Here is a 12,324-nt window from a genome sequence, read left to right on the forward strand (position 1 = left end):
ATAGTACGGAGAGCTATCCGAGGTCCCACACCTGCACGCGGGTGCCCGCGGCGACGGTGTCGACGTCCTCGGGGATCTCCAGCAGGCAATTCGCCGACGCGAGCCAGCGCAGGTGGTGTGACGCGGGTGGTCCGTAGCCGGTGACGGTACCCGCGGCGGCGTCGAACACGCCGCGCCGGAACTGCCGCTTTCCGGCGGGCGACGTCAGCGATTCGGTGAGGACGGCGTCGCGGCGCGGCCGGTCGGGGCGCGGCAGGCCCATCGCGGCGCGCAGCGCGGGCCGCACGAACACCTCGAACGACACCAGCGCGCTGACCGGGTTGCCGGGCAGGGTGACGATCGGAACTCCGCCGACGCGGCCGGCCCCCTGCGGCATCCCGGGCTGCATCGCCACTTTGACGAACTCCACGCCGCCGCCCGTCAGCGCGTCCTTCACCACCTCGTAGGCGCCCGCGCTGACGCCCCCGGTGGTGACGATGAGGTCGGCCTCGCCGGCGTGGCGGTCGAGCACCGCGGTGAATTGGGCGACGTCGTCACCGGCCATCGGGGTGGCGACCACCTCGGCGCCGGCGTCGCGCACCGCGGCGGCGAGCATCACGGCGTTGCTCTCGTAGATCTGGCCGGGCTGCAGCGCGGTGCCGGGCGCGACGAGCTCCGTGCCGGTGGACATCACCAGCACCCGCAGCCGCGGCGCCACCGTCAGCTCGCCGATGCCGAGCGCGGCGGCCAGCCCGAGCGCGGCGGGGGTGACGACCTGGCCCGCCCGCAGCACCACGGTGCCCGCGGTGACGTCCTCGCCGGCGCGGCGGATGTGCCGGCCCGGCTCGGCGGCCAGCCGGATCTCGACGACGTCGGTGGCGGCGTCGGTGGCCTCGACCGGCACGACGGCCGTTGCGCCGGCGGGCAGCGGGGCGCCGGTCATGATCCGGTGCGCGGTGCCCGGTGCCAGCGTCGGGACGTCGGTGCGGCCGGCGGGGATGTCCGCGGTGACGGGCAGCCGCACCGGGTGTACGGCGGCGGTCGCGACGTCCTCGGCGCGCACCGCGTAGCCGTCCATCGCCGAGTTGTCGAAGACCGGCAGCGACAGCGGCGCGACGACGTCGGCCGCCAGCGCCAGCGCCTCGGCGGCGGCCAGCGCAACGGTCTGCGGCGGCCGCGGGGTGATCAACGCGCCCACGACCGCGCGGTGCTCGTCGACCGTGCGCATCATGCGACGAACATACTGAGGGCATGACCACGATGGTCGACCCCGCACACCGGCCCAGCAGCCGCGCGCCGCTGCGGTGGTGCACCGAGGCGCTGCTGTCGTGGCTCGTGCCGGTGGTCGGCCAGCTGGTGTGGGCGGTGCTGGCGCCGGAGCCGCGGTGGGCGCACGTGTGCGCGGCCGCCGCCACCGCGGTGCTCGTGATCGCCCACGTCGGGGTGATGCCGTGGTGGCGCTACCGGGTGCACCGCTGGGAGGTGAGCCCGCAGGCCGTGTTCACCCGCACCGGCTGGCTGACGCAGGAGCGCCGGATCGCGCCGCTGTCGCGGGTGCAGACCGTCGACACCCAGCGCGGGCCGCTCGACCGGCTGTTCGGGCTGGCGACCGTCACCGTCACCACCGCGTCGTCGGCGGGGGCGGTGCGCATCGTCGCGCTCGACGCCGACGTCGCCGACCGGGTCGTCGCGGCACTGACCGAGCGCGCCGCGCAGGAGGCCGGGGACGCCACATGACCGCCGCGGACGACGGCTGGCGGCGGCTGAGCCCGCGGATGCTGCTGGTGCATCCGGTGCACGAGGTGCTGCGGCAGGTGCCGGTGCTGATCGGGTCGGTGGTGCTGGGCTCGGCGACGGGCTCGACGGGGTGGCCGCTGGCGGCGCTGGCGCTCACCGTCGGCGTCGGGCTGGGACGCTGGTTCACCACCGCGTACCGCATCGACGACGACACCGTCACCCTGCGATCGGGGCTGGTGCAGCGCCGCGTCGTCGCGGTGCCCCGCAACCGCATCCGGTCGGTGACCACCGACGCGCGGCCGCTGCACCGGCTGCTCGGGCTCGCGGTGCTGTCGGTGAGCACCGGGCAGGAGGCCGCCGGCGACGCGCGATTCGAGCTCGACGCCGTCGAGGCGGCGGCGACGCCGCGGCTGCGGGCGCTGCTGCTCGCCGACGACGTACCCGAGGCCGCCGCGCCGGTCGGGGAGGTGCTGGCGCAGTGGACGCCCGGCTGGCTGCGCTACAGCCCGCTCAGCCTGTCGGGGCTGGCCACCGTGGGCGCGGCCGTCGGCCTCGCGCTGCAGGCGGGGCTCGGTCCGGCGCTGCGGGACTCCGCGATCGCCGACACCGGTGCCGCGGCGGCGCAGCGCTTCGGGCCGGCGGCGGTCGCGACCGCCGCCGCGGTTGCCCTGCTGCTGGTGTCCACCGCGCTGGCGGTGCTGACGTCGCTCCTGCGCTACGGGAACCTGCTCTTGCGCCGGGATCCGGGTGACCGGCTCTACCTGCGCCACGGCCTGCTGCGGGTGCGCGAGCACAGCTTCGACATGCGTCGGCTGCGCGGCGGCACGCTGCGCGAACCGCTGGTGGTGCGCGCGGTCGGCGGCGCCCGGCTCGACGCGGTGATGACCGGCGTCGGCGGCGAAGGCGAGTCGTCGCTGCTGCTGCCGCCGTGCCCGGCCGGCACCGCGCGCGGCGTGCTCGGCGCGCTCATCGACAGCGACGAGGCCGCGTCCGGGCCGCTGCAGTCCCACGGGCCCGCCGCCGCCCGCCGCCGCGTCACCCGCGCGCTCGCGCTGCCCGTGGCCGCCGGCGTGGCGCTCGGCGTGGCGTCGGGGTGGCTGGCGGTGCCGGGTTGGGCGTGGGCGGCGGTGGCGGTGGCCGTCGTGGCCGCGGCGCTGCTGGCCGTCGACCGGATCCGGGCGCTCGGCCACCGCGTGGACACCGGCTGGCTGGTGACGCGCGCCGGCAGCGTGGAGCGGCGCCGCGACTGCCTCGCGACGGCCGGGGTGATCGGCTGGACGGTCCGGCAGACGTGGTGGCAGCGCCGCGCCGGGGTGGCCACGCTCGCCGCCGCCACCGCCGCCGGCCGCAAGCGCTACACCGTGCTCGACGTGCCCGCCGAGCAGGCGTGGGCGGTCGCCGCCGCGGCGTCGCCGTGGGTCGCGCGCAGTCGGTGGGCCCGCCCTTAGACTCATCGGCGTGCCGCCGCACCGCCCGGACGTGACCGCGTCGCCACGCATCCTGTCGCTGCCCAACACCACGCGCGTCGCGCTGGCCGAGCGCGCCGCCGCCCTGCTGCGCGAGGGCCACACGGTGCTGCGGCTGGAGACCATGGACCCGGCGGTGTTCGACCTGCCCGCACCCGACCCGATCCTGCGCGACATGGTGGCGTCGCTGCCGTCGGCGCAGGGCTACAGCGAACACCAGGGGCTGTTCTCGGCGCGGCGGGCCGTCGCGCTGCACTACGAGCTGATCCCCGGCTTCCCGGCCGTGGACGTCACCGACATCTGGCTCGGCAACGGCGCGTCCGAGCTCATCATCATGGCCGTCGGGGCGCTGATCTCCGCCGGCGACGAGATCCTGGTGCCCCGGCCGTGCGAGGCGATCTGGACCGCCGCCACCGCGATCGCCGGCGGTCGCCCGGTGTACTACGACTGCGATCCGGACGCGTCGTGGGACTTCGACGTCGACGCGATCGCCGCGCAAGTCACCGACCGCACCCGCGCGATCGTCATCTCGAACCCGAACAACCCGACGGGCCGGGTGTACCCGTCCGAGCTGCTGCGCGCGCTGGGCCGGCTCGCCGCAAAGCGCGGGCTGGTGGTGCTCGCCGACGAGACGCTGGAGAAGGTGGTGTTCCCGCCGACGGAGTTCGTGCCGATGGGCGTCTACGCTCCCGACACGCTCTGCCTGACGTTCGGCAGCCTGTCCTTCGGCTATCGCGCCCCCGGCTACCGCGCCGGCTGGCTCGTGGTCTCCGGGCAGAAGCAGCTCGGCGGGCAGTACATGCGGGCGCTGTCGCTGCTGTCGGAGCTGCGCCGGTCCTCGAACACACCCGGCCAGCACGCGGTGCAGGTGGCGCTCGGCGGTCGGCAGACCATCGCCGAGCTCACCGCGCCCGGTGGCCGGCTGTGGGGGCAGCGCGAGGCCGCGGTGGCCGCGCTCGGCGCCGTCGCGGGGCTGCGGTTCCACCAACCCGAGGGCGGCCTGTCGGTCTTCGTCGGCGTCGACGAGGAGTGCTACGGCACCGTCGCCGATGACGCCGAATTCGCGATGGAATTGCTGGAGAGTCACCACGTGCTGGTGGAGCCGGGCCGCTGCTTCTCCATGGCGTCGGCCAATTACTTCCGCGTCACATTCCTGGCGCGCGAGCGGGTGTTCGGATTGGCGGTCAACCGCATCGAGAAATGCCTGGAGAACCACCGCGACGCCGCGGACTGATTACCCGATGGTAGGTTGTGCCCGATGTTGACCGCACTGCTGTCCGGCCGCGTGATGGCCGACCGCCACGGCGCCGACCGGCCGTCGGTGGTGGCGCTGCACGGCTGGCGGCGCGACTCGTCGGACTTCCGCGGGGTGCTCGCCGGGCAGCAGGCGCTGGCGTTCGACCTGCCCGGGCACGGCACCACCGCACCACCCGAGACCGCCTGGGGCTCACCGGAATACGCGCAGCTGGTCATCGAGGCGCTCGACGGCCACGCGGCCGCCCCGGTGACGCTGGTCGGCCACAGCTTCGGGGGCCGCGTCGCCGTCCACGTCGCCGCGCAGCGGCCCGACCTGGTCGGCTCGCTGATCCTCACCGGCGTGCCGCTGTACCGGCGCAGCGCCGCCCCGGCCACCCCGCCGCTGGCTTTCCGCGCCGCGCGGGCGCTGCACCGCCGCAAATTGATCTCCGACGCTTTCATGGACGCCATGCGCGACCGCTACGGTTCGGCCGATTACCGCGCCACCAGCGGCACCATGCGCGCCATTTTCGTCAAACTCGTCAACGAGAATTACGACGACGCCCTGGCCGCCATTTCGAAAAATGGCGTACCGGTGCAATTGGTGTGGGGCGGAAATGACACCGAGGTGCCGGTGTCGGTGGCCGAGCGCATCGCGGCCGCCATTCCGCAGGCGCAATTGCGCGTCGTCCCCGATTCCGGCCACCTCATCGACGACGCGCTCACCGCGGCCCTGCGCGACGCGATCGCCCGGAGCAGCGCCGCCAGCCGATGACCGCCGCATTGTGGGTGCTGCTGGTTGCCGGCTACGTGCTGGCGACCTGGAAGTGGCTGCGGGTCGCCCAGCGGGAGCACTACGCACCCGGCCGGGTGTCGCGGATGGCGCTGATCTGGCTGCGGGCCCGGCCCGTTAGCTGGCTGCAGCTCGCGGTCGTCGCCGCGGCGTTCGTCGCGTCGGCGCGCTGGCCGTGGGCGGCGATCATCGGGATCGCGGCGGCCACCGTCTTCCCGTGGGGGCTGGCCATCGCGTCGCGCACCACGCCGCTGGCGTTCACCGGCCGGGTCTGGCGGCTCACCGCCGTGCTGGCGGTGATCGAGGCCGTCGTCGTCGCCGCGCCGATGGACCCCCGCTACGGGGTGCTCGGGCTGGCGCTGCTGCCGCTGCTGACCGACCTCGCGCTGGCGATCACCCGGCCCGTCGAGGCCGCGATGGCCGGCAAGTACGTGACGGCGGCGCGCAAGCGGCTGCGCGACGTCTCACCCACCGTCGTCGCCATCACCGGTTCCTACGGCAAGACGTCGACCAAGGGGTACGCCGCGGCGCTGATCGCCGACGCCAAACGCGTGCTCGCCAGCCCCGCGAGCTTCAACAACCTGCTCGGGCTGTCGAAGGCCGTCAACGACGGGCTGGCGCCCGGCACCGAGGTGTTCATCGCCGAGATGGGCACCTACGGGCCCGGCGAGATCCGGCGGCTGTGCGAAATGTTCACCCCGTCGATCGCGGCGATCACCACCATCGGCGAGGCGCACCTGGAGCGGATGGGCAGCCGCGAGACCATCGTCAAGGCCAAGTCGGAGATCGTCGAGACCGCCCGCACCGCGATCCTCAACGTCGACGTCCCCGAACTCGCCGAGCTGGCCGACCGGATCGCCGGCGAGAAGACGGTGCTGCGCTGCTCGGCCAGCACGCCGGCGGGCGCGGCGGTGGCCGTCGTGCCCGACGGCGATCGCTGGCGGGTCCATCTCGACGGCGAACCGGCGACCGAACTGCCCGCCCCGCGGACCGGGTATCCGATCAACCTGGCCATCGCCGTCGCCATCGCGCTGGCCGTCGGGGTCGACCGCGACCGCGTCGTCGCCACCGTCACCAAGCTCGCCGACAGCCTCGCGCCACCGAGCCACCGCGCCGAGGTCAGCCGGGCGGCCGACGGCACGGTCGTCATCGACGACACCTACAACGCCAACCCCGAGGGCGCCGCCGCGGCCATCCGCTCGGCGCGTGAGCTCGCCGCCCCGGGCGCGACGGTGTGGACGGTCACCCCCGGGATGATCGAGCTGGGTCACAACCAGGTGGAACGCAACCGGGCGCTGGGCGCGCAGGCGACCGCCGAACCGCACATGCGGCTGGTCATTACCGGATACGTGAACCGGCGTGCTCTACTCGACGGCGCCACCGACCGGGCGCGGGTGCTCGTCGCGAAGGACCGCCAGGCGGCGATGGTGCTCGTGCAGCGCGACCTCGCTCCCGGCGACGTGGTGCTCTACGAGAACGACCTGCCGAGCCACTACCCGTAGGCCGGCTCCCAGAAGCCCAGGAGTGAAGTTGAGCGACATCACGGTGGTGTTCGGCGGCCCCTCGCCCGAGCACGACATCAGCATCCTCACCGGCCTGCAGGCCGAGCGGATCCTGCGCCGTCATGGCGACGTCAACGCCGTCTACTGGGATCGCCGCGGCAATTGGCACCTGGTGCCCGCCGAGACCGAGGCCCGCGACTACATCGACGGCCCCCCCGCCAAGGCCACCGAGCTGGAGCTGTCGGTGGGCGGCTCGGGCGGCTGGAGCACCAAGAAGGGGCTGCGGACCCGGCACATCGACGCCGGCGTGGTGCTGAACTGCTGCCACGGCGGGCTCGGCGAAGGCGGCGGCGCCCAAGGGCTCTTCACGCTCGCGGGCATCCCGTCGACCGGCGCGTCGGTGTGGGCCGCCGCGCTGGGTATGGACAAGTACGCGTTCGGCACGGCCGTGCGGGCGGCGGGCCTGCCGACGCTGCCGCGCGAACTGCTCACCGAGACCAGCACCCACACGATCGACGGCCCGCTGATCGCCAAGCCGCGCTTCGGCGGGTCGTCCATCGGCATCGAGGTCGCCGACTCGGTGGACACCGCGCGGGCGTTGCTGCGCAACAGCATCCACCTGCGCCTCGGTGCCGTCGTCGAACCCTTCCGCGAGGACCTCTACGACCTCAACATCTCCTACCGCACGCACCCCCAGTTCGAGGTGTCGCTGATCGAGCGGCCACTCAAGGGCGGCGGAGGCAGCATCTACTCCTTCGCCGACAAGTACCTCAACCAGGCCGGCCTGGCGGGCGCCCCGCGCGAACTGCCCGCGCAGGTGTCCGACGCCGTGCGCGACGCCATCTACGACTGCGCTCGCGCGGTGCGCGACGTCACCGGCATCACCGGCATCGTGCGCGTCGACTTCCTGTCCGACGGCACCGAGGTGTTCGTCAACGAGGTGAACTCCATCCCCGGCGCGATGGCGCTGTACCTGTGGCCCGACCACGCCGCCGACCGGCTGCTGCTCGACGCGCTCGACGAGGCCCGCAAGGAGTTCACCGCGGCCGCCGCGGCGCAGGCCGGCAATCCCACCGCGGCGCTGCAGGTCGCGGGCGGCATCTCCGGCAAGCTCACCGGGTTGCGCACCGAGGGCTGAGCCCCGCCCCGACTTGCGGCGCACCGGCCGCCGTTTACCTTTGCACCATGGCGGTCGGCGGCGTGCTCTTCGATATCGACGGCGTGTTGATGACGTCGTGGCGGCCCATCCCGGGGGCGGCCGAGGCGCTGCGCACGCTCGCCGACCATCAGGTGGCGTGCTCGTACCTCACCAACACCACCACCCGCACGCGCGCCGACATCGCCGCCAAGCTCACCGACGCCGGGCTCACCGTGCACGCCGACGAGATCATCACCGCGGCGGTGCTCACGGCCGAGTATGTGCGGCAGCACCATCCGCACGCCCGATGTTTCCTGGTCAACAGCGGCCACATCGCCGAGGACATGCCCGGCGTCGACATCGTGTCGTCCGATGCGTTCGGCGACCGCGACGCGATGCCCGACCCGCCGGACGTCGTGGTGCTCGGCGGCGCCGGGCCGGAGTTCGACCACCGCACGCTCAGCTGGGTCTACGACTGGATGGCCGCCGGCGTGCCGGTGGTCGCGATGCACCGCAGCACCTCGTGGAAGACCGACGACGGGCTGCGTATCGACACCGGCATGTACCTGATCGGCATGGAGGAGACGTCCGGACGCAAGGCCACCGCGGTCGGCAAGCCCGCGCCGGCCGGGTTCCTGGCGGCGGCCGCCCGGCTCGGCGTCGAGCCCGAGGACATGTACATGATCGGTGACGACCTGAACAACGACGTGTTGGCCGCGCAGGTCGTGGGCATGACGGGCGTGCTGGTGCGTACCGGCAAGTTCCGGCAGGAGGCGCTCGACCGCTGGGCCGCCGACGAGTTCGCGATGCAGCCCAACCACGTCATCGACTCGGTCGCCGACCTGCCCGAGCTGCTCGGGCTCTAACGCAGCGAGCGCACCGCCTCGATGCGGGCCTGCAGCTGGTCGCTGGTGGCCGCGGCGACGGGCGGGCCGCCGCAGATCCGCCGCAGCTCGTTGTGGATCTGCCCGTGCGTCTTGCCGGTGCGGTGGTGGGCCAGCGACACCAGCGTGTTGAGCTCCTTGCGCAGTTCGCGCAGCTTGGTGTGGGTGCTGGGCGGAACCGCCGCGCCCGTCTTCGACCGCGTCGCCAGCTGTTCCTCCTGCCGGCGGCGCAGCAGGTCGCGCATCTGCGCCGGGTCCAGCAGGCCGGGGATGCCGAGGTAGTCGGCCTCCTCCTCGCTGCCGGCGGGCGTGGCGGTGCCGAACGACGAGCCGTCGAAGATCACCTGATCCAGCTCGGCGTCGGCGCCGAGCGACTCGAAGCCGTTGTCGAGCTCGTTCTTCTCGGTCTGCTTGCGCTGCGACACCTCGGCGTCCAGCGGGTCGTCGAGCGTCTCGCGGTGCGGCTTGCCCAGCACGTGGTTGCGCTGCGCCTCCAGCTCGCTGGCCAGTTGCAGCAGCGACGGCACCGACGGCAGGAAGATGCTCGCCGTCTCGCCGGGCCGCCGCGAGCGCACGAACCGCCCGATCGCCTGGGCGAAGAACAGCGGCGTCGACGCGTTGGTGGCGTAGACGCCGACCGACAGCCGCGGCACGTCCACACCCTCGGACACCATGCGCACCGACACCAGCCACCGACTCGTGCCCGCCGCGTATTCGATGATGCGGTCCGAGGAGCCCGGGTCGTCGGACAGCACCAGCGTCGGGGTCTCGCCGGTGATCTCGGTCAGCAGCTTGGCGTAGGCGCGGGCGGCCTGCTGGTCGGAGGCGATGATCATGCCGCCGGCGTCGGGGATGTGCCGGCGCAGCTGCCGCAGCCGGGTGTCGGCGGCGGTGATCACCGCCGGCATCCACTCGCCTTGGGCGTCAAGGGCGGTGCGCCAGGCGCGCGCGGTCTGCTCGGCCGACAGCGGCTCGCCGAGCCGGGCCGAGAACTCCTCGCCGGCGCTGGTCCGCCACCGCGCCTCCCCGGAGTAGGCCAGGAACACCACCGGGCGCACCACGCCGTCGGCAAGCGCGTCGGAGTAGCCGTAGGTGTGGTCGGCTTTCGACTGCTTGACGCCGTTGCCGTCGGGCTCGTAGGTGACGAACGGGATCGGGCTGTCGTCGCTGCGGAACGGCGTGCCCGTCAGCGCGAGCCGGCGGGTGGCGTCGTCGAACGCCTCGCGGATGCCCTCGCCCCAGCTCTTGGCGTCGCCGCCGTGGTGGATCTCGTCGAAGATCACCAGCGTGCGCGTGTTCTCGGTGCGCACGCGGTGCCGCGTCGGGTGGCTGGCGACCTGGGCGTAGGTGACGACGACGCCCTGGTAGTCGCCCGAGGTGTACCCGACGGAGTTGCTGTACTTCGGGTCGAGCGCGATGCCGGCCCGCGCCGCGGCGAACGCCCACTGGTTCTTCAGGTGTTCGGTCGGCACCACGACGGTGACCCGTTCCACCGTGCGGTCGGCGAGCAGCTCGGCGGCGATCCGCAGCGCGAACGTCGTCTTGCCGGCGCCGGGGGTGGCGACGAGGAGGAAATCGCGCGGCTTGGCGGTGAGATACCGCACCAGCGCCCGTCGCTGCCAGCCCCGCAGGTGCTGGGTGCTGGGCAGCTCGGCAGTGCCCACATTGGAGCCCGCGTCAGCCCGCACCCGTACTCCTCCAGTGATCGATGCCGAAGTCTGCCAGACCGCCGCGCGGGCCGTCCAATTGCCGCGTGTCCCAGGCGTTTTGCGGCCCGTCAGCAGCGTTCCCAGCGTGCCGCCAGCTGGGATTCCGCGGGCACGCCGACGTGGCCGGGGCGGTGGCGGCGGCAGCCGCCGACGGTGATCTCCAGCGAGCCGGCGGGCCCGCCGACCGTCAGGTCGACCGGTCGGCCGAACCCAGGCAGTGCCGCCGCCACCGCCTCGATGCGCCCGACCGTGGCCGGGTCGGCGAGGTCGGCGTCGTCGATCGTGACGGTGGTCCGCCAGTTCCCCGAGCCGGGCGGCACCGCGCCCGTCCACCCGCGCGGGGCCAGGCCGGGACCCGCCGCGGCGACGACGCGCTGCCACAGCGCGGCGGTGTGGGCGTCGGGCAGGTACGCGCTCGACCGGTACCCGCCGACCAGCCACTCGACCGGCTGCAGGGTGGGGTGGCGCAGCAGCAGCGCGTGCAGCGCCGCGTCGTCGAGCGGCGGCCGCAGCACCACCTCGCCGCGCACCGTGCGGCGCGGGACGCCGGTCCACGACACCCGCAGCGCCGTCGCCGCCACCGACGGGGTGCGCACCGCGTCGACCAGCGTGGCGGTCGCCTCGGTGGCGTCGGTGCTGCGCAGGCCGTCGCCGGGAAAGATCTTGAGCCGGCTGTCCGTGCCGGCAGGTGACGGCAGCGACAGCGACAGCATGGTGAAGTACTCGCCGAACCCGGCCAGCCCGTCGACGAAGTCCGCCACCGCCCGCTGCGCTTGGGGCACCGTGACGTCGCGGTCGAAGGTGGCGGCCACGCCGAACGTGTGGCCGTCGGACCGGCCCTCGGTGAAGCTGGCGGTGACCGACGCGACGCCGTCGCTGCCGCGCAGCTGCTCGACCAGCGCGTCGGCGGCCGCCCGCTGGCTGGACAATCCGCAGCCGGCGGCCAGCGCCGCGACCGACAGCCACACCACCGCCCGGTGCAGCCCCACGGTGCGGCGGGCGCGCGGCAGCGCAGGCTCGTCGCGTTCGCAGGTCACGGCACAGGGTAAGGCGGCGCGCGGGTGCGACGCCGCCGAACCGCCAGGTGCCCGTCAGCAACCTCGGCGCTCGCCGCCGGTGCCTACTATTGGCTGCGAGCGCGCGACCACGGACCTGGGCGGGGAACGGGGGACCGGCGCGCCCGGATTTCGTCGGACAACATCGAAAGGACGTCGTGACAGCAACTCCTCAGCCGGTCGAGGTGTCGCCGGGCGAACGGTTTTCGCTGCGGGACTTCAGCGGCTACGACAAAGGCCGCGGCTTCTTCTGGCAGCTCGCGTGGGTGATCGCCTCCAACACGCTGATGAACCGGCTCTGGTTCCCCCGCAGGCTGCGCGTCGCCGTGCTGCGGGCGTTCGGCGCCACCATCGGTGAGCGGCTCGTCATCCGACACACCACCAAGATCCAGTGGCCGTGGAATGTGACGATCGGCGACGACTGCTGGATCGGCGAGGACGTCCAGCTCCTGAGCATCGAGAAGATCACCATCGGGTCCAACACCTGCATCTCGCAGGGCGCGGTCATCTGCGCGGGCAGTCACGACCCGAGCAGCCCGACGTTCGAGTGCAACAACGCGCCGATCGTCATCGGCGACGGGTGCTGGATCGCGCTGCGGGCAGCGGTGCTCGCCGGCAGCACCATCGGTGACGGCGTGACGGTCGGCGCGTGTGCGCTGGTCAGCGGGGATGTGCCGGCGGGCACCACGCTGGTGGCGCCCCGGTCGATCGCGCTGCCGCGCTAGCCCCGCCGGACCTTGCACTCGCAGGTGCCGAGTGCTAAGAAAGGGGTTGGCACTCGCGAACGGCGAGTGCTAGGTCGGGACGGTGAGGCCGGGGACCCCC

At 73.6% G+C, this 12,324-nt stretch carries 11 protein-coding genes; 8 read left to right on the forward strand and 3 right to left on the reverse strand.

Annotated features, from left to right (window positions below):
- Positions 1 to 13: 13 nt before the first annotated feature.
- Positions 14 to 1,207 carry a gephyrin-like molybdotransferase Glp gene (glp, locus tag LV457_RS08015; protein ID WP_232170444.1) on the reverse strand — a complete coding sequence of 398 codons (1,194 nt, stop codon included), beginning with the start codon at positions 1,205 to 1,207 and terminating at the stop codon, positions 14 to 16.
- Between the two features lie 23 nt (positions 1,208 to 1,230).
- On the opposite strand from glp, the gene LV457_RS08020 reads away from it, so the two are divergent.
- Genes LV457_RS08020 through LV457_RS08050 form a run of 7 tightly spaced genes read left to right on the forward strand, consistent with a single transcriptional unit; the run spans position 1,231 to position 8,717 of the window.
- A complete protein-coding gene (locus LV457_RS08020; RefSeq protein ID WP_232170249.1) occupies positions 1,231 to 1,716 on the forward strand; it encodes a PH domain-containing protein in 486 nt (161 codons plus the stop codon).
- Positions 1,713 to 3,164, forward strand: coding sequence for a PH domain-containing protein (locus LV457_RS08025; protein WP_232170250.1), 1,452 nt, complete (start codon positions 1,713 to 1,715; stop codon positions 3,162 to 3,164). The genes LV457_RS08020 and LV457_RS08025 overlap by 4 nt, the downstream gene beginning before the upstream one ends.
- A gap of 10 nt (positions 3,165 to 3,174) precedes the next feature.
- Positions 3,175 to 4,416 (forward strand): aminotransferase class I/II-fold pyridoxal phosphate-dependent enzyme, encoded by a 1,242-nt coding sequence (locus LV457_RS08030; RefSeq protein WP_232170251.1) that lies wholly within the window; start codon positions 3,175 to 3,177, stop codon positions 4,414 to 4,416.
- Positions 4,417 to 4,440: 24 nt separating this feature from the next.
- On the forward strand, positions 4,441 to 5,193 hold the full coding sequence (locus LV457_RS08035; protein ID WP_305071240.1) for an alpha/beta fold hydrolase: 753 nt from the start codon (positions 4,441 to 4,443) through the stop codon (positions 5,191 to 5,193).
- Positions 5,190 to 6,713 carry a UDP-N-acetylmuramoyl-tripeptide--D-alanyl-D-alanine ligase gene (locus LV457_RS08040; RefSeq protein WP_232170252.1) on the forward strand — a complete coding sequence of 508 codons (1,524 nt, stop codon included), beginning with the start codon at positions 5,190 to 5,192 and terminating at the stop codon, positions 6,711 to 6,713. Before LV457_RS08035 ends, LV457_RS08040 begins: the two co-directional genes overlap by 4 nt.
- 28 nt (positions 6,714 to 6,741) lie before the next feature.
- Positions 6,742 to 7,851, forward strand: coding sequence for a hypothetical protein (locus LV457_RS08045; protein WP_232170253.1), 1,110 nt, complete (start codon positions 6,742 to 6,744; stop codon positions 7,849 to 7,851).
- A 47-nt stretch (positions 7,852 to 7,898) separates the two neighbouring features.
- Positions 7,899 to 8,717: an HAD-IIA family hydrolase gene (locus LV457_RS08050; RefSeq protein ID WP_232170254.1), complete on the forward strand. Its 819-nt coding sequence runs from the start codon at positions 7,899 to 7,901 to the stop codon at positions 8,715 to 8,717.
- Here LV457_RS08050 and LV457_RS08055 read toward each other — a convergent pair.
- Together LV457_RS08055 and LV457_RS08060 are read right to left on the reverse strand one after the other, a co-directional pair.
- Positions 8,714 to 10,423: a DEAD/DEAH box helicase gene (locus tag LV457_RS08055; RefSeq protein ID WP_232170255.1), complete on the reverse strand. Its 1,710-nt coding sequence runs from the start codon at positions 10,421 to 10,423 to the stop codon at positions 8,714 to 8,716. The two genes, LV457_RS08050 and LV457_RS08055, sit on opposite strands and share 4 nt — an antisense overlap.
- Before the next feature lie 89 nt (positions 10,424 to 10,512).
- A complete protein-coding gene (locus LV457_RS08060) occupies positions 10,513 to 11,481 on the reverse strand; it encodes a hypothetical protein (RefSeq protein WP_232170256.1) in 969 nt (322 codons plus the stop codon).
- Positions 11,482 to 11,657: 176 nt separating this feature from the next.
- Here LV457_RS08060 and LV457_RS08065 point away from each other — a divergent pair, with 176 nt between their 5' ends.
- Entirely contained in the window at positions 11,658 to 12,224 is a 567-nt protein-coding gene (locus LV457_RS08065; RefSeq protein WP_232170257.1) for a putative colanic acid biosynthesis acetyltransferase, read from the forward strand.
- The last annotated feature ends 100 nt before the right edge of the window (positions 12,225 to 12,324 follow it).

This window comes from Mycobacterium sp. MYCO198283 (genome assembly GCF_021213805.1).
GTDB lineage: Bacteria > Actinomycetota > Actinomycetes > Mycobacteriales > Mycobacteriaceae > Mycobacterium.

Coding starts and splice junctions, on each gene's coding strand:
- glp (WP_232170444.1), bottom strand. CDS start 1,207: ATGCGCACGGTCGACGAGCACCGCGCGGTCGTGGGCGCGTTGATCACC.
- LV457_RS08020 (WP_232170249.1), top strand. CDS start 1,231: ATGACCACGATGGTCGACCCCGCACACCGGCCCAGCAGCCGCGCGCCG.
- LV457_RS08025 (WP_232170250.1), top strand. CDS start 1,713: ATGACCGCCGCGGACGACGGCTGGCGGCGGCTGAGCCCGCGGATGCTG.
- LV457_RS08035 (WP_305071240.1), top strand. CDS start 4,441: ATGTTGACCGCACTGCTGTCCGGCCGCGTGATGGCCGACCGCCACGGC.
- LV457_RS08040 (WP_232170252.1), top strand. CDS start 5,190: ATGACCGCCGCATTGTGGGTGCTGCTGGTTGCCGGCTACGTGCTGGCG.
- LV457_RS08050 (WP_232170254.1), top strand. CDS start 7,899: ATGGCGGTCGGCGGCGTGCTCTTCGATATCGACGGCGTGTTGATGACG.